Below are 21,798 nucleotides of genomic sequence, written 5' to 3'. Positions count from 1 at the left end.
AAACAACTGGTATTTAAGATTTTAAACCTTAACCATTTGAAGGATTAAGATTGTTTTTTCTAACGGAAGGTCCACTGTATTTAAGATTAATTGGTCTTTTACTACCTCATAATTTTTAGCTGGCTGCAGGACTCCATTAATAAATAGATTCATATAGGATACATCCTCAGGCGAAGGGATTCTGCCACTCCGATACTCGTTCACCTGGTCACAGTAGGAGAACACACGCTGATTTTCTTTAGCATTCATATAAAATTCATAAAGCTCCACATTCCCCGGAAGTTTATACCTGTACGTTTCTGTCTTCACCGTAGGACAAATAAGTAATGGCTTTGGCAACGATGAGGTATAACTATAACGATCGATATCCGTTTTTTTCATTACCTTCCCATTCCTCATAATCTCTTCACACTCCTAAGTGGTCGCAAGTCCCCTATTTCACTAAGGATATTATCAGCAAACCTTTTTACATCTTTTTCATATATATACAGTGGTAAATAATTTAGTGAATAAAGATATTTCAAATGACCTCTAGAAGGGAGCGATTATCTTGCCTTTAGCAATTATGAAACTGGCTATTGATGCTGTAACCACTACAACAGTAACTCCTGTAAATACAAAGTTTTTTTCTGTCACTACAGGTGATGTTGCCGCAGGAGCTACACTAACAATTGATACCGCTCAATTTTTTGATGATTCCGGAAACACAACACCAGCCTTACCAGTACTAAATCCCGGTGACTCCACTACTAAATTATATATAAATGGTGTTCTGCAAATGGACGGGATTTATGTCTATACACCAGGCGCTAAAGGTGTAGGCAGTTTAGTGATTACCATTCCTCAGGCGGGCTCTATTTTAGAAGGAAGCCCGATTGTGCTGGAAATTGCCAACTATACACCTACTGCCAATACAGATATAGCCACATAAATAGCAGAAAAATGTAATATATTACCACCTTATAGCCTGAGCGACCTGCTCCAGGCTATATTTTTTAAGCAATATGATGTATTAGTAGAAGAAAATACAGTTATACTACATATAAACAATAAAATTACTATATTAAAAGAACGCACAAAAAGTGAAAATGTAATTATTTTTAGGCTTCTTGCGACATGGGAATATTTCCATTAGAATGAAACTACTAGTTTATGCGAAAGAGGTTGAAGATGGTGGAGCACAATACGTCAAATTTTATTCGTAACATCGTTATCGATGATATAAATTCAGAGAAAACAGATCAAATTATTACGCGTTTCCCCCCTGAACCAAATGGTTACTTGCATATTGGACATGCAAAATCTATAGTTCTAAACTTTGAACTTGCTGATGAATTTAAAGGAAAAACAAATCTTCGTTTTGACGATACAAACCCGTTGAAAGAAGATACGGAGTATGTAGAGTCTATCAAAGAAGATGTCAAATGGCTCGGATTTGACTGGGACAACCTCTTCTTTGCCTCTGACTACTTTGAGGAAATGTATAATCGTGCAATCTTGTTAATTGAAAAAGGATTAGCTTATGTTGACGATTTAACAGCAGATGAAATACGTGAATATCGCGGTTCTTTAACTGAGCCAGGCAAAGAAAGCCCTTATCGTAACCGTTCTGTTGAAGAGAATTTAGATCTATTCAAACGTATGCGTAATGGTGAATTCGGTAATGGTGAAAAGGTTCTGCGTGCCAAAATTGATATGAGCTCGCCAAACATCAATTTACGTGACCCGGTTATCTATCGAATTGCACATGTTACTCATCATAACACAGGTGATAAATGGTGTATCTATCCGATGTATGCATTTGCTCACCCAATCGAGGATGCAATTGAAGGCGTCACTCACTCCATTTGTACGTTGGAGTTTGAAGATCAGCGCCCGCTTTACGATTGGGTTATTAAAGAATGTGAAATGAAAAGCACACCAAGGCAGTATGAGTTTGGCCGTTTGAATTTAACAAATACCGTTATGAGCAAGCGTAAATTGAAGCAATTGGTTGAAGAAGGCTATGTAGATGGCTGGGACGACCCAAGGATGCCGACTATTTCCGGCCTACGTAGAAGAGGATACACTCCCGAATCTATCCGCAATTTCTGCCGTGAAATTGGTGTAGCCAAAACAAGCGGTATTGTAGATGAGAAAATGCTTGAACACTTCGTAAGAGAAGATTTAAAACTAAAGGCACCAAGAACAATGGGAATTTTAAAACCATTAAAAGTTGTCATTACCAACTATCCAGAAGGACAAGTTGAAATGCTGGATGCTGAAATCAACCCGGAGAATCCTGAGATGGGCACGCGTAAAATTCCATTCTCAAGAGAAATCTATATTGAACAAGAGGACTTCATGGAAAATCCTCCAAAGAAATATTTCCGTCTCTTCCCTGGAAATGAGGTACGCCTGAAGCATGCTTATTTCATTAAATGTGAAGAAGTCATCAAAGATGAGGAAGGCAATGTAATTGAATTACGCTGTACCTACGATCCAGAAACGAAGAGTGGAACAGGTTTCACTGGCCGTAAAGTGAAAGGTACGATTCACTGGGTTGAAGCGACGCAAGCTGTTCCAGCTGAATTCCGTTTGTATGAACCGCTCATTCTTGATGAAGAAGTGGAAGAAGACGGCAGTTTCCTTGATCATGTGAATCCGAATTCCTTAATCATTGAAAACGGATTTGTTGAACCTAATATGAAAAATGTTCAACCAAATGAGAAATTCCAATTCTTCCGCCATGGGTACTTTAATGTCGACAAGAAAGATACAACAGCTGATCATTTAGTTTTCAATTTAATCGTATCCTTGAAAAGTTCATTTAAATTATAAAACATCTAAAACATGCAAAAGGACCGTTGTCATCAACGGTCCTTTTGTATGCTTCATAATACCAAAATTTTATGTCTGTTACTCATAAGTAAATTCTTTTAAATACTCCCTAGGCGACAGCCCGAACTCCTTTTTAAAGGCCCTGACAAAGGTTGAGTAGTCATTAAAGCCAGCTTTTTGGGATATATGTGTCATCGATTCACCATTCGATAGCATGGATTTTGCATGATATAACCTTTTCTGCAATATATACTGATGAAGCGTGTATCCTGTATAGGATTTAAACTTTCTCATTAAGTGATACTTACTTAAAAAGCATTTTGAAGCCAATACTGGTATGGATAAATCCTCATTTAAATGCTGATTTATATAGGTTAAGACTTCCGTTATATTCTTATCATAAAGAATATCCTGCGAATGGCTTGTCGCTTCATCAAGGACAAAAAGGCGATTAAGGATGATCAATAGTTGTAATAACAGGGATGATTTTAAAATGTCATGCCCAAATGCCGGCTCTTGTTCAGCCTCTATTAAGTCTTGCACAATATTTTTAATCTTTGTCAGCGGATCATTCGAAATTCGCATTAGATTAATCTCACGGCGGGCAGCCAATTCAAAACACATTAATAAATTGGTATGGTCCCAGCTATGCTTGGTAACCATAGCTGGGTCAAACCAAATAATAAAACGCTCATATTCTTCCGTTGGATCTATTATGGGCTTATGAATTTGTCCATGACCAATGATGAGCAAATCCCAGGGCTTTAGTTTATAGGCCTTCCCTTCTATCATGTATGTGACATTTCCTTTAATAAAGATAATGATTTTATTAAAATCATGATAATGGTATTCAAACTCATTCACAATTTGGTCCTTAATATGAAATACTTTTATTTCCTGATTTAGGACTCCTCTTCTCTCTGATTGCTGTCTATCGAATTTAAGCATTACATTCCTCCTGCTTAAGAGCACTTTTTACCATCTTTTAAGCAATATTTTCATAGAACGTGGTAAAATAGTCAAGTATGCTTATAGTAGTAATTATCGAGAGGCAGTGAAAAGAATGAAACAAATTTTTTTAAATTATAAAGGTTCCATCATACTACTGCTGGCTATCACGATTGGCGGGTTAGCCGGATATTTTATCGGTCCCGATATAGCAGTTATTAAACCATTCGGGGATTTATTTCTGAACTTATTATTCATGATTATAGTTCCGTTAGTGTTTTTCAGTATCACTTCCGCTATTGCAAATATGAGTGAAATGAAGCGTCTCGGAAAAATCATGGGCAGTATTGTTATTGTGTTTTTCACAACAGCCCTTATCGCTGCTGTACTAGGCTTCCTTGGTACAACTGTTATAAACCCAATTGGAGATACAGATGTATCATCCATAAAGGAATTAATGTCAACCGCTGAAGTTCCAGAAACGGAAGAAATCTCTTTACTGGGCCAATTAGTTAATACCTTTACGGTTAGTGATTTTTCACAACTATTATCTAAGTCCAATATTTTGCAGTTAATTGTATTTTCGGTTTTAGTTGGATTGGCTACAGCCATGGCTGGGGAAAAAGGCCGTCCGGTTGCACAGCTAATGACTTCGGGAACTGAAGTATTAATGAAGGTTGTCAAAATTGTGATGTACTACGCACCAATCGGATTAGGCTGTTATTTTGCCACCATTATTGGTGAGCTTGGACCACAAATTTTGGAAGGTTATGCCCGTTCATTTGTTCTCTATATGATTTTAAGTATTATTTATTTCTTTGGTTTCTTTACCTTATATGCTTATATAGCAGCCGGCAAGAATGGGATTAATATATTTTGGAAGAATGCCCTTCCTCCTTCTATTACAGCCATTGCGACATGTTCAAGTGCTGCCTGTATTCCAATCAATTTAGAAGCTACGAAAAAGATTGGCGTTCCGGACGATATCGCTGAAACGGTTATCCCCCTTGGTGCTAATACACATAAGGATGGGTCTGTATTTGGCGGAGTCCTGAAGATCGTCTTTTTATTCAGCCTCTTCGGTAAAGACATGACAAGTGTATCAAGCATTTTAAGTATTCTTGCTGTCTCCTTCCTTGTAGGTGCCGTAATGGGCGCTATTCCAGGTGGAGGTATGATTGGAGAAATGCTGATTCTTTCCGTATTTGGTTTCTCACCTGAGGTTCTTCCAATTATTGCTGTGATCAGTACGATTATTGATATTCCTGCAACATTGTTGAATTCAACTGGAAACACAGTATGTGCGATGCTGGTAGCTCGTCTGGTTGAGGGTAAAAACTGGTTGCAAAACTCGCTTAGTAAAACAGCTAAAGCATAAATAGCTACTTCGAATGTAGCAAAACATCAATTGTACCTTTTAAAGCCCCTTTAACTTATAAGAGTTAAGGGGCTTTTCTTTCTTTAGTATCTCCCAAAATCGCTTATAGATAGCTGAACTACAGCGGATTCAGCCGAAATAGAGAAAAATTCAGCCAAATTGGAGAAGAATCCAGCCAAAGTAGCATGGAAAGGAGCCGATAGGAGGAGAACAAAGATCTATATTTTACCTGTTGCAGTACTATTTTTGTGCATAAATCACGCGGTACCCCATTGCTTCACGGTATTGAAGCAATAACCTTTCATTCTCTTCCAATAAATCATATAAAGCATCAGGAACTTCCTCTGATGGCTGAAATTCTGTCAGGGGCTCCTGGTCCTCATAAAAGGAGGGTAATGCTCTAATTTCTACATCTACAAACCCAGCCTTTTTCATGGCTTCTTTCCATTTATCCTCTTTCCACATCTGCCGAAATTCATAAAACAGCTCAATCTGTTTTTGTTCTGTTTCAGTAAGAGTCTTTTGCATAGTTAGTTCAATGGCATATAATACACCACCAGGCTTTAATACCCTTTTAATTTCATTCAGAACTGGCTCGATGTCAACAAAGGATAGCACGGATTCAGCTAGACAATAATCAACTGATTGATCCTCTAACGGAATGGCATCCAGTGAGGCTTCTATAACCTGCACAGGTAAGCCTAATTGTATGAATCGATTCTTTGCCTTCTCTATCATGACTGGGTGGGCATCGAGCGCAATCATGTTCGCATGATAGGTATTATACAAATAGGCACTGGTTTGTCCCGTGCCGCATCCTGCATCCAAAATGACAGTATCTTGCTGAATAGACTCCTTTTTCAGCATCATTTCTGTTGCTTTTAACCCACCCGGATGCGCCCCTCCTATTCCAAGTTTAGATAGCAAATCCATATACGTAAATTTGGCCATTTTACACCTCTGTCATTGTTTTCCACATTTTATGGTCCCTTCTTTATTTTGGTTCATATCTCCAATATCGAATTTTTTATCGTCCCTTTAGGTAAACAAACAGTCAAGTTGTCCATCTATCAATACAATACAGAGAAAACATTATTTGAAAGGGGCATCAGGTGGATGAATTACTACAACCTTTGCAATAAACATATTGGACGAAATGTGCGTATTACTGACCGTCATAATCGTGTTCATAGAGGCACTATCACAAGAGTCACTAGAACCCATGTATGGATTAAGCCTCATGGCGGACAGCATGGCTATGGCTATTGGGGCGGTGGCTGGGGCTGGGGCGGTGGCTGGGGCTACCCGGTAGGACTTGGCCTTATTACCGGCTTTGCCTTAGGAGCTTTGTTTTTCTAAACAGATATGGCCTCGTATCTCCATTGGGATACGAGGCTATTTTTATCATTTGCTTAATTGGATAAACACTACTTTTAAATAATTACCCTCTGGATACTCTTCAATCGTTCTAAAATCATCCGGCAATGAAAATTCTTCAACAATTTTATATTTCTGGTTCATTTCCTTACATGCCGTATCGATAAAGGATTTGAATTTATCCATTCCAAACAGACTACAGTTGGTTGAGGCAACAATCATTCCGCCTTTTTCTGTTATCTCAATCGATTCCTTCAGCAAATTTGTGTAATCCTTTGCCGCACTGAAAGTAAATTTCTTAGACTTAGCAAAGCTTGGCGGATCGAGAATGACCATATCAAACTTTAACTCTTTTCTTCTTGCATATTTAAAATACTTAAAGACATCCTCTACGATAATATCCTGCGCTTCATAGTCAATTCCATTCACACTGAACTGTTCAATCGTTTTTGCTCGGCTTCTATTGGCAAGGTCCACACTGGTTGTCTTTTTAGCTCCGCCAAGTGCAGCAAACACGGAGAAAGCTCCAGTATAGGAAAACATATTTACAACTGTCTTTCCCTTTGCATAACGGTCCCGAATCGTTTTACGGACATCACGCTGATCTAAGAAAACACCTACCATAGCTCCGTCATTTAGATTAACAGCAAAGTTTACACCATTTTCTTTAACGATAATAGGAAACTCACCTTTTTGACCTTCAACAAAATCATCATCTTCTATATATTTTCCTTTTGTATCAAAACGCTTTTTTTCATAAATCCCTTTAAAATCTGTTAACCTGCGCAGAGACTCTAAAATATACTCTTTAAATGTGTAAATACCCTGGCTATACCATTGAATGACATAATATCCATCATAATAATCAATGATGACTCCACCGATTCCGTCACCCTCACTATTGAACACACGGAAAGCTGTTGTATCTTCATTGCTGTAATAGTGCGCTCGGTTATCAAGTGCTTTCCGAATCTTATCATCAAAAAATGCCTGGTTAATAGAAAGATTCTCCTGTCTGGTTAATACCCAGCCATATCCTTTGTTTTGCTTACCAAAATAGCCTTTTGCAACAAAACGGCCCTGGGCATCAACAAGTTTAAGAATCTGGCCTTCCTCCTGTAGCTTTTGAGGAGCCACTATTGCTTCCTTCAATATCAATGGAAACCCACTTCTTATTTTTTTACTGTCTCTTGGTTTTATTTCACAAATTATTTCCTTTTGACCTGAACTCAATTTAATTCACATACTCTCTTTTAAACTTTTATACTTACAGTATAACGAAAACTGCTTATCTTCCCAAACTATACATGAATATAATGAAGGATTTTCCACTTTCTCCGTCAAATACATTATGGTAAATTCTCAGGAAGGAGGGAATTATATGAAGATTAAACTACTTTCTCTTTTCATCTTAGTAATGAGTATTATTTATATTTTTTTCATTCCATCTGAACCCCTTGGACTCAAATTACTATTTAAATTGATTCCCATGTGGATGATTATCTATTTTGCCTTTCTTCAAAAATCTGATGGGGTTCAGAAAAATAAAAGACTTATCATGATCGGACTGTTTTTTTGTATGCTCGGTGATGGACTGCTTCACTGGTTTATCATTGGACTGAGCTTTTTTTTGATAGGGCATCTCATTTATATTGCAGGATTTCTAAAACAGTGGAATTTTTCAAAACTTCGCTTTTTATCAATCTTTCCGCTTCTTGCTTTTGACTTTATAATCGGTAATAAACTGATAAACGCCCTGCAGCAGGCAGGAAATGATGAATTGGTTATTCCTATCATCTTCTATATTGGTGCGATCTCTATGATGGCATGGGCAGCCTTTATGACCGGAAATTTGTATGCAATTTGCGGGAGTCTGCTTTTCATGATTTCTGATACTATACTATCCTGGAATATGTTTATATCTGATGTATCTCACTCACATATCTGGATTATGACAACCTATTATGCAGCTCAGTATTGCATTGCCTTCAGTATCGGAAAAACACCAAATTATACAACTATAAATCCTTCAAAGGGATAAGGCTTATTGTCTAGATTAAAGGTAAGACATCGATAACCATAAGGGAATATTCTATTCCATACTAAAAAAAGCAGATTCTATTCGAATCTGCTTTTACTATATTTATATGATTAAAGAACCAACCCTACGATGATTCCTGATAATACGCTTACAAGAGTGGCTCCAAATAGTAATTTCAAACCAAAGCGTGCGACCACATTTCCTTGTTTTTCATGCAACCCTTTTACCGCTCCCGAAATGATTCCAATCGAGGAGAAGTTTGCAAAGGATACAAGGAAAACAGAGATGATCCCAAGAGTACGTTCACTGAATGTATTCGCTATTTCTGTCAGGCTGATCATCGCAACAAACTCATTCGTTACTAGTTTTGTAGCCATGATACCACCTGCAGATACTGCTTCACTCCATGGTATACCCATAATAAAGGCAAATGGTGCGAAAATATATCCTAATATTTGTTGGAAGGAAACTCCGATTGTCATATCAAACAAGGCATCTATACATGCCATTAATGCAACAAAACCAATCAACATAGCTGCTACGGTAACTGCTACTTTAAAGCCGTCCATAATATATTCGCCTATCATCTCGAAAAAGGTTTGTTTTTCTCCTTCTTCTGTAACAACGAGAATATCTTCTTTATCATCTACTTCATAAGGATTGATCAGTGAAGCAATGATAAATCCACCAAATAGATTGACCACTAAAGCGGTTACTACATATTTAGGATCAATCATTGTCATATATGCACCGACGATTGACATAGAAACGGTCGACATAGCTGATGCACATAAAGTATATAAACGGTGAGGCGGTAACTGCCCCAATTGTTTTTTCACTGTTATAAATACCTCTGATTGCCCAACCATCGCTGAAGCTACTGCATTATAGGATTCTAGTTTACCCATTCCGTTCACTTTGCTTAACAGAAGGCCAATTCCCTTCATAATAAAAGGAAGAATTTTAAAATGCTGTAATATTCCGATTAATACAGATATAAAAACAATTGGCAATAAAACTGTAAGGAAAAATGGTGCTTCTCCTTCATTTGCCAATCCGCCAAATACAAATGATATTCCTGCTTCTGCAAATTTTAGTAAATGTCCAAATACAGAGGCAATACCTTGGATTAAAACGAATCCGAATTTGGTATTTAATAATAAAGCTGCTAATGCAATTTGAATAACAACCATTAATCCAATATATTTATACTTGATTTGTTTCCTGTTTGAACTCACTAACAAAGCTAACCCTACCACTGCCAATAACCCGATGATTGAAATTAGATATTTCAACATAATTCCTCCACTAAGATGCTTAGATTATTTTGGTACACCTTAACTTAAAAACCCATTCTATTTCACAGAATCCGGCTCCAAATATGTTTGGAGATTGGAGCCGAAAACTGCACTTTATAGTTGAATTAAATCATTTCCCCATGTCCGTTGATTTAAAAAATCCTGGTAGTAATTCTGCAATTGAAGTTTCCAACAAGTCTCCCTTGAGGTTCGATAAATAGACTTTTGTATTGCTATCACTAAACTCAGCGATTACTTGTCGGCAGGCTCCACATGGTGATACCGGACCATCTGTATCAGCGACAATAGCAATCGCTTCAACCTTTGGTTCGCCCTCTGAAACGGCTTTAAATATGGCTGTTCGTTCAGCGCAATTTGTTAGCCCATAAGAGGCATTTTCAATATTGCACCCACGGAAAACTTGCCCATCTGCAGTTAAAACAGCTGCACCTACCTTAAATTTAGAGTAAGGTGTATATGCCTGTTTCCGTGCCTCGATTGCTTCTTGAATTAAACTATCTTTATCCATTTGGGGCCTCCCACACGCTTCTTCTACTACTTAATAGTCTGTGTTTGCTGTTTCACCTTTAGCAATTGAAACCCCAGAACTAGCACCAATACGAGTAGCACCAGCTTCTGTCATTGCTTTTGCATCTTCAAGACTTCTCACACCGCCAGAAGCTTTCACACCGATTTCAGCTCCAACTGTTTTTCTCATAAGGGCAATATCTTCCACTGTTGCTCCGCCTGTAGAGAATCCAGTTGATGTTTTAACAAAGTCTGTACCAGCAGATACAGCCAGCTGACACGCTTTTTCAATTTCTTCTTTTGTTAGCAAGCATGTTTCGATAATAACTTTTACTAGTGCTTTACCTTTTGCTGCATCGACTACTGCTTTAATATCAGCTTCAACGACATCATAACGGCCATCTTTCATAGCTCCGATATTGATAACCATATCCACTTCATCCGCACCATTTTCAATCGCATTCGTTGTTTCAAATGCTTTTACTTCAGAAGTATTTGCTCCCAATGGGAAACCAATAACGGTACATACTTTTACTTCTGGTGTGTCTTTAAGCATTTCTGCACATTTTTTAACCCATGTTGGATTTACACATACAGATGCAAATTTATGTTCTTTTGCTTCCTCAACAATTGTCGTTACTTGTTCTTCTCTGGCATCTGCCTTTAATAATGTATGGTCGATTAAAGATGTTAATTTTGTAGTCATTTACTATTTCCTGCCTTCCAAATCTTAAATTAATGAATTTCAGTATATATTAATGTTGGAGCTGGTACTTCTTCATCACTGATGCTGTATGCCCCATATATCTTTTCTAATACGCTTGCAATGTCTTCTGAGTTTGTGTGTACAGTTACAAGTGATTCGCCTTCCGCCACTTGATCTCCGACTTTCTTATTCAATACAATTCCAACAGCCAGATCAATGACAGATTCCTTCGTAGCACGGCCAGCTCCAAGCATCATGGCAGCAACACCAATTTCCTCAGCCTGAATGCCAGAAACATATCCAGATGATTTTGCCGGAACTTCAATTAGGTATTTAGCAGTCGGAAGTTTGGATGGATCATCGATAACAGATGCATCTCCACCTTGAGAAGCAAGGAATGTCTTGAATACTTCAAGCGCTTTTCCATTATGCATAACTTCCTCAAGCATGCCACGTGCTTCTTCAGTTGTTTCAGCTTTACCAGCTAGTATAACCATGTGGCTTCCCAACGTTAAGCATAGTTCATGCAAATCAGCCGGACCTTTACCAACCAATGTGTCGATCGCTTCTTTGATTTCCAGTGCATTTCCTACTGCAAATCCAAGTGGTTGACTCATATCGGAGATAATTGCTTTTGTATTTCTGCCAACTCCATTACCGATATCAACCATTGCCCTTGCCAATTCTTTTGCATCGTCAAGGTTTTTCATGAATGCCCCGTCGCCTGTTTTAACATCTAGAACAATAGCATCTGCTCCTGCTGCAATTTTCTTGCTCATAATCGAGCTTGCAATTAGAGGAATAGAATCAACTGTTGCCGTAACATCACGTAAGGCATATAACTTTTTATCTGCAGGTGTTAAGTCACCACTTTGTCCAATAACAGCGATTTTATTTGTATTAACGAGGTTGATGAAATCTTCATTTGAGATTTCCACATGAAAACCAGGAACAGCTTCCAATTTATCAATCGTACCACCTGTATGGCCTAAACCACGACCAGACATTTTCGCAACCGGTACTCCAAGTGCTGCTACCAAAGGTGCCAATACAAGTGTAGTTGTGTCACCAACACCACCCGTACTATGCTTGTCTACTTTTACGCCATTTATTTGTGATAGATCAATTTGATCTCCTGATTCAACCATTAGTTCAGTTAAGTTAACTCTTTCTTGCTGAGTCATACCCTTGAAATAAACCGCCATTGCAAATGCTGACATCTGATAATCCGGTATACTTCCATCCGTAAATCCTTCAATAACAAACTGGATTTCACTTCTATTTAACTCATGACCGTTACGCTTCTTTTCAATAACGTCAACCATTCTCATGATCTAACACCTCATTTAATGAATTATCGTAAAATAGCCACCCTTACTTAGATCAATCATGCAAGTGAAAATATTGGTAGCACTTACAAAACTAACTATACCATATTAATTGAACAAAAGTAACACTAAAGTGTGAACAAATGTAAAATATTCTATTACACTCTATTTAACCTCTTAAATCCATTTTTTTACACAGAAAACCTCCTATTAATATAAACAGGAGGTTAAAACCGTATTCACTTTCTTGTTTTATTTATCCAAAATAAATCTGGCCGTATATTGGTCTGTTATCAATACATTAGCGAATTCACCCTTTAGCGCCCCATGGATTGAATCTACCTTTTGGGACCCTCCAGCAACCAATATAGAATATTCCTTTTCCTTGAGCTCCTCCAAGTCAATTCCCAATGTTCGTTCATTCAACGAATCATTGCAAATTTCCCCATCCTTATCAAAAAAGCGTGAACAAATATCTCCAACGGCTTTGGAATAAAGCATCTCTACATCTTCTTCCGTAAAATAGCCCAGTTTAAAGAGCAGAGAATCTGATTTAACCGGCCCACATGTGAATAAGGCAATGTTCGCTTCTTTACCAGTATCAATAATTCTTTTAATATGACGATCTGCCATCATCGCCTGTTTAACAACTACCTGATCCACAATCGCTGGCAGGGGTAAATGAAGGGGTGTGGTATGGAAAGCCTTACCGAACAAATAAAGAATCTCGGACACATAGGTGTGTGTCTCAGAATGGCTAATCCCGCCTTTAAGCTGCACAATCTTAACATTATTCACTAGTTTCTTCTTCAACTCCACTGCAACATGGTAGAGAGTTGTTCCCCACGTTACCCCAATGATGTCATGATCTTTGACGATTGTATCAAGATATTCAGCTGCCTTTAGTCCAATAGTTGTTTTAATTATGTGATCTTCATGTTGGGGTACTGGTGTAACCACTGCCTTTTTCAGCCTATACTTTTTCTCAAGCGCAGCCTCCAGACTCTCCATATTTTCCTCAGTATCACTTATTTTGATTTGGACAATTCCTTCCTTTTTAGCCGTTTGGAGCATGCGTGATACAGTGGGTCTTGATACACCGAGTTTTTTTGCTATTTCATTCTGTGTATAATCTAGTAAATAATAAAGCTTGGCCGCTTCTACCACTTTATTTTTTTTATCTGCTTCCATATCGTACCCCTAGCTTCTACCTATTTTCTTTAAACTTATTTTTAATTCAATGTCTAAAATACGATTGTTTTATTTCCTTGTACAATAATTCGGTCCTGTAAGTGCCATTTTACAGCTCTCGCCAGCACACTTCTTTCTATTGTCTGCCCTATTTTCTTTAACTGTTGAATATCATCCTGATGATTCACTCGCATTATATCCTGCTCAATAATTGGGCCCTCATCCAATTCATCTGTTACAAAGTGACTGGTAGCTCCAATCAATTTTACCCCGCGCGCAAATGCTCTTTCATATGGACGCGCTCCCATAAATGCAGGCAAAAAGGAGTGATGTATATTAATAATTCTATTCTTAAACCTTTTAACGAAGCTTGGAGATAGGATTTGCATATAGCGTGCTAACACGATTAAGTCAATCTCATATTGATCGAGCAGCTCCTTCTGCTTTTCCTCCGCTTCGTTCTTCGTTTCTTTTGTCACAGGTATATAGAAGAAAGGGATATGCATCGATTCTACTAACTCTTTGGCATCCATGTGATTACTGATTACAATCGGTTCCTCTGTCATTAAATCGCCTGATTGCCATTCCCATAATAGTTCTCGTAAACAATGAAGCTCCTTCGAAACAAATATAGCTGTTTTCTTTATATGATAGTTAAAAATAATATCCCATTTCATCTTAAACTTATTCGCTATTGAAAGAAATCCTTCTTTCAATCTAATCTCTTTTTTATCCAGATCTGGGCACTCAAATTCAATCCTCATGAAAAATGTCCCCGCATTGTTGTCCGTTGAATATTGGTTGGATTCAAGGATATTGGCGCCTTGTTTAAACAAGAAATCAGATACAGCTGCTACAATTCCAGGCTGATCGGGACAACTAATTAGCAGCCGGCCTTTATCTCGCTGGCCTTCCTTATAAAGATTTACTTGATTCTGAGCTCTTGTTTCCATACCCTCACCATCCCAATTCTTATTTACCTGTTCTAATCCGCTTACATTTTTAATATTTTACCATAAAATGGTCACCTTTCCATTTGCAAATTATTTATTTCACACATCTGTAGAAATTAATCGCCATCCAACAAAGGGAAGCCCGAAGCCAGCCCCACTTATTCCTTATATGGCATATCATTCGTTTATGGGTATCATTTCTGTTGCATCCCCTTCTTACCATTGCTAGGGCTATGGTGTACTTTGTCCGGGAGATAGTTGAGTCATAGGCGGTTCATAGGTGGTTCATAGGTCGGCCATAGCCAGAATATAGTCCCTTTTACCGGGCTTTCGTACACCTTTACCCTGGCTTTGGAGTGGCTTTACCTGGGGATAGGCTGGGCATAGGCCGGTCATAGCCAGGGTAAAGTCCCTTTCACCGGGCTTTGGGACGCCTTTACCCGGGGATAGCCAGGGCATAGGCCACTCATAGCCAGGGTAAAGTCCCTTTCACCGGGCTTTGGGACGCCTTTACCGGGGGGATAGCCAGGTCATAGGTCGGCCATAGCCACGGGATAGCCGCGGAATAGGTGGTATCAAGGTCCCTATCCGTTCTTTTTTGAGATTCTAAAATTATATTTAAATTAATGTTTCTAAAGGTATGCTTTATGGGTAAATAGGTAAATATTGTTTTATTAGTTGAAGCACGCTAATAGAGAGAGATGTGAGGTGGTAAAAATGGGGCAAAATCATACGATGATGCAATTTTTTGAGTGGCATATTTTACCTGACGGCACGCACTGGAAACGTTTAAAAGAACTAGCACCCGTTTTAAAGAACAGTGGAATAGATTCTGTTTGGATCCCACCCCCAACTAAAGGACAAACACCTGAAGATACAGGTTATGGAATATATGATTTATATGATTTGGGCGAATTTGACCAAAATGGTTCTATTCGAACAAAGTATGGTACGAAAGATGAATTAATAGAAGCTATTGAAGCATGCAAAGAAAATGAGATTTGTGTGTATGCAGATATCGTCATGAACCATAAAGCTGGTGCAGACGATACAGAGAGGTTCAAAGTTATTGAGGTCGATCAGAATGATCGAACAGTGGAAATTTCAGAACCATTTGATATTGATGGTTGGACAAAATTCAATTTTCCCGGACGCGGCGACACCTATTCTGATTTTAAGTGGAATATGGTCCACTTCAATGGGACTGACTATGATGAAGGAACGATTCGAACAGGAATCTTTAAAATTCTTGGTGAAAATAAAGACTGGAACGAACATGTGGATAAAGAGTTTGGAAACTACGATTACTTAATGTTTGCAAACATTGATTATCGTCATCCTGATGTACGAGAGGAAATGAAGAATTGGGGTAAGTGGCTCACTGATACCATTAAGTGTGATGGTTACCGCATAGATGCCGTTAAACATATTGACTATACGTTTATTAAAGAATTTGGCATTGAAATGAGACAGACCCATGGTGATGACTTTTATATGGTAGGAGAGTATTGGAATCCTGATTTGAAGGCTTGCCAAGAATACCTGGAGAACATTGATCATACACTCGATCTATTTGACGTTCCTCTTCATTATAAATTGCATCAAGCCTCTCAAATGGGACGCGATTTTGATTTAACGACTATTTTTCAGGATACCCTTGTAGAATCCAATCCATTAAACGCTGTCACATTTGTAGATAATCATGATTCACAACCGGAAGAATCGTTGGAATCATGGGTCGAAGATTGGTTTAAGCCATCAGCTTATGCACTTATTTTATTACGTCACGATGGCTACCCATGTGTTTTCTATGGTGATTATTATGGAGTTGGCGGCGAGAATCCGGTTGGAAGAAAAAATAAACTGATTGATCCTCTCCTTTACGCAAGAGTCCATAAGGCTTATGGAGAACAAGTCGATTACTTCGATCATCCCAATACAATTGGATGGGTAAGAATGGGGATTGAAGAGAGGGAAAATTCAGGATGTGCAGTTGTCATCTCAAACGGTGATGAAGGTGAAAAAAGAATGTTTGTAGGAGCAGAAAGAGCTGGCGAAAGATGGACGGATTTCACCAATAACCGGTCAGATGAAATCGAAATTGATGAAGAAGGCTGGGCAACCTTTCCAGTTAATGGAGGCAGTGTTTCTGTATGGGCCAAGCCAGACCCAGAAGAATAATAGCTATACAAAAAAATGAGCTAATACCTTCGGCACTAAAACAGTTATTTAAACGTTCATTTATCAGAGTTCATATTACAGGGGACTGGATAGACAAAAACATCTTATTTCGCGATGTTTCATGTCTATCCAGTCCCCTCTTACTCTTTTTATCTCATGATTACTATTTAACTAAATCATACGAAATAATCGCCGGTTTACCGGTTCTTGAATCCTTCACAATGGAAGCATCAATCTGGAATACCTCTTTTAATACATCCACATTCATCACTTCCTCCGGACTCCCCTGTAAAACCAATTGCCCATTTTTAATAGCAACCACTTTATCTGCAAATCGGCTCGCATGGTTCAAGTCATGAATCACCATAACAATCGTTCGCCCATCCTCACGATTAAGTTTTTTAAGAAGTTCAAGAACCTCCAACTGATGAGCCAAATCTAAATATGTGGTTGGTTCGTCCAAAAGCAATAATCCGGTCTCCTGAGCAATCGCCATCGCAATCCACGCACGCTGACGTTGCCCACCAGATAAAGAGTCCACTGATTGATTTTTAAAATCAGTTAACCCAGTAACGCGAATCGACCAATCGACCATCTCTCTGTCATGTTCATTTAAACGTGAAAACCCACCCTGATATGGAGTTCTCCCATAGGAAACCAGGTCAACAACCGATAAGCCGCCAGGAGCTTCCGGTGATTGGGGCAGGATCGCCATTTTCCTGGCAACTTCCTTTGTGGGCGTATTCTTTATTTCTTTTCCATCCAAAATAACAGATCCGCTCATTGCAGGGTGCAACCTTCCCATCGTTTTTAAAATGGTCGATTTCCCACAGCCATTTGGTCCAATAATCGCTGTAATTGCTCCTTTTTTTATTTCCAAATTCAATGATGGAACAATCACATTACCGTCATAGCCTATTTTTAAATTCCGAGCTAACAATTCCAATAGGATCGCCCTCCCCTACTTCGATTTCATTAAAAGATAAATAAAATATGGAGCACTAATAATGGAGACAATAACTCCTGAAGGAATATCTACCTTGAGCATATTTTTGCCCAACATATCTGATAGCAACAATACAAAGGCTCCAATCATGGCGGCAGTAGGTAAGAGTGCCCCATGTTTTGGTCCAACAAGCTTCCTTGCAATGTGCGGTGCTATCAAACCAAGGAAAGCTATGCCTCCACCAACTGTTACACCTAATCCTGCCAAGGCAACTGCAGCTCCGATTAGAACTAAACGCTCCTTTTCTGTACGAATCCCCAGTCCAGACGATACCAAACTGCCAAGATTTAATACATTCAGTGTGTGTGATTTAAAAAGAATAAATGGTAATAAGACTAAAAACCACGGCAGCAGGGCCCACACATATTTCCACTGTATAGCCCAAAGGTCGCCAGATAACCAGACCATCGCTTTCATGAAGTCATGAGGATTCAATCGCAGCTGCATCGCTGTTAAAACGGCTGCAAATCCAGCATTAATGCCAATCCCGACAAGTAGAAGGCGTATCGTATGTAGCCCTTTCTTCCAGGATAATACCAATATTAGTACAGTTGTCAGTAATGCTCCGGTAAAAGCAAATAAAGGCATCATAAATGTACCTACCAAGCTCTGACTGCCAATAGTAGATTGAAATACGGTAATATAGATTAATACAGCCAATCCAGCTCCAGCGTTAATACCTAGAATTCCAGGCTCAGCCAGTTCATTCTGAGTTACTGTTTGCAATACCGCCCCGGATACAGCCATTCCGGTTCCCACCAGAATCGCCAGCACAATAGCCGGCAATCGAATCTCAAATAAAACCAGCTCTTGTTTATCTGTCCCATTTCCGATAATCGTCTGCCACACTTCTGCTGGTGAAATACTGACTGTCCCCACGTTCAAGCTGATTAAACTGGCGATGATAATCAGAATGAACAGAACTGTCCATACTCTTACCAATTTAGCGTTGTTCATCAAAATAATTTCCTCCCTTCACTGCGAACAAGGTAGAGGAAGAAAGGGACTCCTATAAGTGCTGTCATAACGCCAACAGGAGTTTCATAAGGCGGATTAATCATTCTTGAGGCAACGTCAGCCAATAATAACAAAACACTGCCCAACACAGCTGTAAGAGGAAGTAATTTTCTATAATCAACCCCAATAAGCATCCTTGTAATATGAGGAATGACCAAACCAATAAACCCAATCGTTCCAGAGACTGCAACCGAACTTCCAGTAAGCAATAGAATAACAATAATTCCTAGTATATGGACTAGCTTTATGTTAATCCCAAGCCCCTTCGTCACATATGTACCAAGCGATAATAAGGTTAACGAATGTGCGATGGCGAGTAAAATTGGTAATCCTATCAATCCAACGACCGCTACTATTTTTACTTCCTGCCACTGGCTATTAGCTAAATCTCCTGCATACCAGAAGCTAATATTTTTGGTGACATCAAAATATAAAGCCATACTGGTTGTTAGAGAACTTAAAAACATCCCTGTTGCCATACCTGCCAAAGCTAGCTTTACCGGTGTAGCCCCTCCTCTGGATAAGGCAGACAAAGAAAATACCAATAGTACAGCCAATCCTGCTCCAATCATGGAAGCGATGATTGAACCCATTATGGATAATCCTGAGAAAATCGTTAATGATAAAACTAGGGCGAACGCAGCCCCATTGGATACTCCCAAAAGGGATGGCTCAGCCAAAGGATTTCTTGTTAACGCCTGCATAACCGCACCTGATATAGCTAAGTACGCACCCACAAAGCACGCCATTAGTGCCCGTGGCAATCTGATTTCCCAAATAATCTGATGGGTCACATTTTCTGAATTCGGGTGGATCAAAGCTTCCCATACGATTGATGGTTCTATTGTTTTTGTTCCAATGATTAATGAAATAAAAAAAATGACTATAAGTAATAAAAAAGACACAGGAAGAATCATACTAATTCGTTTCCTGCGAGATGCATTATTTCTATCAGCATTCTTCTGCACGTATGTTCAGTCCTTCAAAATCTTTTCTCATTATAAAAAGCATTATAACGGAATACACCCTTCTATTGTTACCATAAAACGGATAGGTATGAATTTCCGTTGACTCCATAAGTGAGAATGATTATCATTATTGAGATGAATTTATTTTACATACTAAAGGAGGATATAGCAATGGTAATAAATAATAAATACATGCGCCTTCTCGCATTCATGCTATGTACTGTTTTATTGCTTGCAGCCTGTGGCTCAAAGGACAATGATACAGCTGACGAAGGAAAATCCGAAAAGAAAGTTACAGATGCAATCGGTGAAATGAGCCTCCCGGCAAACCCTGAAAGGATTCTTGCACCTAATTTAGAGGATTATTTAGTTACTTTGGGCATTACACCAGCTGCACAATGGTCAATTGGTACATCTGTTCATGAATATTTACAGGATGATTTAAAAGATGTTCCATTAATTTCTTGGGATATGCCGATTGAAGATGTGATTGAAGCTGAACCGGACTTAATTATGTTTGAATCGGAAGCTGCTATTCAGGAAGGGCAATATGAGGAATACAAAAAGGTAGCTCCTACCTATGTATTTAAGGAAGAAGATACGGCTGACTGGAGAACTTTACTGACAAAAATGGGCGAGTTGTTCGGTAAAGAAGAGCAAGCAAAAGAAGCGATTCAAAGCTATGAAGATAAAACTGCAGAAGCTAAATCAACAATCCAAGAAAAAATCGGAAATGAGTCAGCCGCTCTTATTTGGGTAACTGGCGGACAGTACTTTGTATTCGAAGGCGATCGTTACGCTTCAAACGTTCTTTATCAAGACTTAGGAATCAAAATGCCTACTTATATTAGTGATCTTGGTGAAGCACAGGTTACATGGCAGGCTACTTCACTCGAGGCGTTGGCAGATTTGGATGCAGATCACCTCTTTATCGCTGCGGCAAGTGGTGAGGCAGGAATCGAAACATTGGAGAATAGCTCCATTTACAAATCTATTCCGGCTGTCCAAAAGGGGAATGTTTACATGTTTGAGGATTCATCAAACTGGACAACTAATGCTAGAACAGCCAATGATAAAACAATTGACCTTGTTTTAGAATCTTTAGATAAATAATAAATAAAGGAGGCTCTTTTTGGAAGAGTCTCCTTTTTATTAGACCGGGTTCTATTTTCTTTCATATAAATCTTCTCTTCGATCCTTAAATACAGAGATGCGGGCTCTGGCCTGATCTACTTCCTCTATGTTTAATTCGGCATACTGGATACATTCCTCTGTATCTCCGATTGTAATCGTATCACCCCATGGACCGATGACTATGGAATGTCCGGCGAATGTATTATGAGGGTCTTTTCCCACCCGGTTGACCGCTATAATGAATAGCTGGTTTTCAATGGCGCGTGCCTTTAACAGCGTTATCCAATGGTCTACTCTCGTTTCGGGCCATTCTGCCACTACGAACAGCAGTTTCACACCTGCTAAAGCATGCTTCCGAACCCATTCTGGAAAGCGAATATCATAGCAAATCAAGCCGCCGCATAGATTCTCATCCACCATAAATACATTTTCCTTTTGTCCTGCATTAAGATATAGTTGTTCATCCATCACGTTAAAAAGATGGACTTTATCATACTCAGAAAGGATCTCCCCTATGCGATTAAACACATACATTCTATTAAAATACCCTTCCGATGTTTTCACAGATACAGAGCCGCCCACAATATAAACACCATATTTTGATGCCAATGAGGAAAGTAGTTTTTTTGTTTCCTCCCCTTCAAGGTCTGCTAGTTCCTCCAACTGTTGCAGGGCATAGCCTGTATTCCACATTTCAGGTAATACAATACATTCCGCACCATTTTCGGCAGCCTCTATTATAAAATCCTTTACACGATTAAAATTTTCACGCGGCTTTCCAAACGCGATGTTCATTTGTACACAGGCTATTTTCAACGAATCCACCTCTTCCTCGTTTATCTAAAAGGTTATTGTATGTATAGATGATAGCAACATTAATACATGTAAGACGAATACTGACCATCCGTTTCAAAAAAATAGAAT

At 38.8% G+C, this 21,798-nt stretch carries 21 protein-coding genes; 7 read left to right on the top strand and 14 right to left on the bottom strand.

The features are described from left to right. Positions 1-21: 21 nt before the first annotated feature. Complete coding sequence (locus tag AC58NB_RS00465) at positions 22-381, bottom strand: DUF4183 domain-containing protein (protein ID WP_497424842.1); 360 nt, start codon at positions 379-381, stop codon at positions 22-24. Positions 382-550: 169 nt separating this feature from the next. Here AC58NB_RS00465 and AC58NB_RS00460 point away from each other — a divergent pair, with 169 nt between their 5' ends. Both AC58NB_RS00460 and AC58NB_RS00455 read left to right on the top strand, forming a co-directional pair. Beyond that, entirely contained in the window at positions 551-931 is a 381-nt protein-coding gene (locus AC58NB_RS00460; protein ID WP_497424841.1) for a DUF4183 domain-containing protein, read from the top strand. Positions 932-1,170: 239 nt separating this feature from the next. Then, positions 1,171-2,820, top strand: coding sequence for a glutamine--tRNA ligase/YqeY domain fusion protein (locus AC58NB_RS00455; protein ID WP_497424840.1), 1,650 nt, complete (start codon positions 1,171-1,173; stop codon positions 2,818-2,820). Positions 2,821-2,898: 78 nt separating this feature from the next. Here the strand turns inward: AC58NB_RS00455 and AC58NB_RS00450 are convergent, their stop codons facing one another. Further along, positions 2,899-3,768, bottom strand: coding sequence for an AraC family transcriptional regulator (locus AC58NB_RS00450; RefSeq protein ID WP_497424839.1), 870 nt, complete (start codon positions 3,766-3,768; stop codon positions 2,899-2,901). Between the two features lie 115 nt (positions 3,769-3,883). Between AC58NB_RS00450 and AC58NB_RS00445 the strand changes: the two genes are divergently transcribed. Continuing rightward, positions 3,884-5,146 (top strand): dicarboxylate/amino acid:cation symporter, encoded by a 1,263-nt coding sequence (locus tag AC58NB_RS00445; protein ID WP_497424838.1) that lies wholly within the window; start codon positions 3,884-3,886, stop codon positions 5,144-5,146. Between the two features lie 240 nt (positions 5,147-5,386). Here AC58NB_RS00445 and AC58NB_RS00440 read toward each other — a convergent pair whose 3' ends face one another. Continuing rightward, positions 5,387-6,097 (bottom strand): class I SAM-dependent methyltransferase, encoded by a 711-nt coding sequence (locus AC58NB_RS00440; RefSeq protein ID WP_497424837.1) that lies wholly within the window; start codon positions 6,095-6,097, stop codon positions 5,387-5,389. Between the two features lie 165 nt (positions 6,098-6,262). Between AC58NB_RS00440 and AC58NB_RS00435 the strand changes: the two genes are divergently transcribed. Further along, the gene (locus AC58NB_RS00435; RefSeq protein ID WP_497424836.1) at positions 6,263-6,505 is read left to right on the top strand and encodes a hypothetical protein; all 243 of its coding nucleotides are present in this window, start codon (positions 6,263-6,265) and stop codon (positions 6,503-6,505) included. 45 nt (positions 6,506-6,550) lie between these two features. On the opposite strand, the gene AC58NB_RS00430 is transcribed toward AC58NB_RS00435, so the two are convergent. Beyond that, positions 6,551-7,735, bottom strand: coding sequence for a class I SAM-dependent rRNA methyltransferase (locus tag AC58NB_RS00430; RefSeq protein WP_497425142.1), 1,185 nt, complete (start codon positions 7,733-7,735; stop codon positions 6,551-6,553). 169 nt (positions 7,736-7,904) lie between these two features. On the opposite strand from AC58NB_RS00430, the gene AC58NB_RS00425 reads away from it, so the two are divergent. Then, positions 7,905-8,564 carry a lysoplasmalogenase gene (locus AC58NB_RS00425; RefSeq protein WP_497424835.1) on the top strand — a complete coding sequence of 220 codons (660 nt, stop codon included), beginning with the start codon at positions 7,905-7,907 and terminating at the stop codon, positions 8,562-8,564. 110 nt (positions 8,565-8,674) lie between these two features. On the opposite strand, the gene AC58NB_RS00420 is transcribed toward AC58NB_RS00425, so the two are convergent. The 6 genes from AC58NB_RS00420 to purU all read right to left on the bottom strand — a co-directional run bounded on the left by AC58NB_RS00420 (position 8,675) and on the right by purU (position 14,568). Beyond that, the gene (locus tag AC58NB_RS00420) at positions 8,675-9,859 is read right to left on the bottom strand and encodes a NupC/NupG family nucleoside CNT transporter (protein ID WP_497424834.1); all 1,185 of its coding nucleotides are present in this window, start codon (positions 9,857-9,859) and stop codon (positions 8,675-8,677) included. Positions 9,860-9,992: 133 nt separating this feature from the next. Continuing rightward, the gene (locus AC58NB_RS00415; RefSeq protein ID WP_497424833.1) at positions 9,993-10,391 is read right to left on the bottom strand and encodes a cytidine deaminase; all 399 of its coding nucleotides are present in this window, start codon (positions 10,389-10,391) and stop codon (positions 9,993-9,995) included. 30 nt (positions 10,392-10,421) lie between these two features. Then, complete coding sequence (gene deoC, locus AC58NB_RS00410) at positions 10,422-11,096, bottom strand: deoxyribose-phosphate aldolase (RefSeq protein ID WP_497424832.1); 675 nt, start codon at positions 11,094-11,096, stop codon at positions 10,422-10,424. Between the two features lie 29 nt (positions 11,097-11,125). Continuing rightward, positions 11,126-12,427 (bottom strand): pyrimidine-nucleoside phosphorylase, encoded by a 1,302-nt coding sequence (locus AC58NB_RS00405; protein WP_497424831.1) that lies wholly within the window; start codon positions 12,425-12,427, stop codon positions 11,126-11,128. 249 nt (positions 12,428-12,676) lie between these two features. Then, complete coding sequence (deoR, locus tag AC58NB_RS00400; protein ID WP_497424830.1) at positions 12,677-13,615, bottom strand: DNA-binding transcriptional repressor DeoR; 939 nt, start codon at positions 13,613-13,615, stop codon at positions 12,677-12,679. 53 nt (positions 13,616-13,668) lie between these two features. After that, complete coding sequence (gene purU, locus AC58NB_RS00395) at positions 13,669-14,568, bottom strand: formyltetrahydrofolate deformylase (RefSeq protein WP_497424829.1); 900 nt, start codon at positions 14,566-14,568, stop codon at positions 13,669-13,671. Positions 14,569-15,285: 717 nt separating this feature from the next. On the opposite strand from purU, the gene AC58NB_RS00390 reads away from it, so the two are divergent. Further along, the gene (locus tag AC58NB_RS00390) at positions 15,286-16,749 is read left to right on the top strand and encodes an alpha-amylase (RefSeq protein ID WP_497424828.1); all 1,464 of its coding nucleotides are present in this window, start codon (positions 15,286-15,288) and stop codon (positions 16,747-16,749) included. 163 nt (positions 16,750-16,912) lie between these two features. On the opposite strand, the gene AC58NB_RS00385 is transcribed toward AC58NB_RS00390, so the two are convergent. Genes AC58NB_RS00385 through AC58NB_RS00375 form a run of 3 tightly spaced genes read right to left on the bottom strand, consistent with a single transcriptional unit; the run spans position 16,913 to position 19,740 of the window. Next, complete coding sequence (locus tag AC58NB_RS00385; RefSeq protein WP_497424827.1) at positions 16,913-17,695, bottom strand: ABC transporter ATP-binding protein; 783 nt, start codon at positions 17,693-17,695, stop codon at positions 16,913-16,915. 15 nt (positions 17,696-17,710) lie between these two features. Continuing rightward, positions 17,711-18,712, bottom strand: coding sequence for a FecCD family ABC transporter permease (locus AC58NB_RS00380; protein ID WP_497424826.1), 1,002 nt, complete (start codon positions 18,710-18,712; stop codon positions 17,711-17,713). Next, complete coding sequence (locus tag AC58NB_RS00375) at positions 18,712-19,740, bottom strand: FecCD family ABC transporter permease (protein ID WP_497424825.1); 1,029 nt, start codon at positions 19,738-19,740, stop codon at positions 18,712-18,714. The genes AC58NB_RS00380 and AC58NB_RS00375 overlap by 1 nt, the downstream gene beginning before the upstream one ends. Before the next feature lie 171 nt (positions 19,741-19,911). Between AC58NB_RS00375 and AC58NB_RS00370 the strand changes: the two genes are divergently transcribed. Beyond that, positions 19,912-20,853, top strand: a complete 942-nt coding sequence (locus AC58NB_RS00370; protein ID WP_497424824.1) for an ABC transporter substrate-binding protein — start codon at positions 19,912-19,914, stop codon at positions 20,851-20,853. Positions 20,854-20,904: 51 nt separating this feature from the next. Here the strand turns inward: AC58NB_RS00370 and AC58NB_RS00365 are convergent, their stop codons facing one another. Further along, positions 20,905-21,690, bottom strand: coding sequence for a carbon-nitrogen family hydrolase (locus AC58NB_RS00365; protein WP_497425141.1), 786 nt, complete (start codon positions 21,688-21,690; stop codon positions 20,905-20,907). Positions 21,691-21,798: the final 108 nt, after the last annotated feature.

The sequence above is a fragment of the Pradoshia sp. TA40_28 genome, from assembly GCF_059694525.1.
Note: the sequence above shows the minus strand (reverse complement) of the source record. Positions and strands in the feature narration are given on the sequence as shown.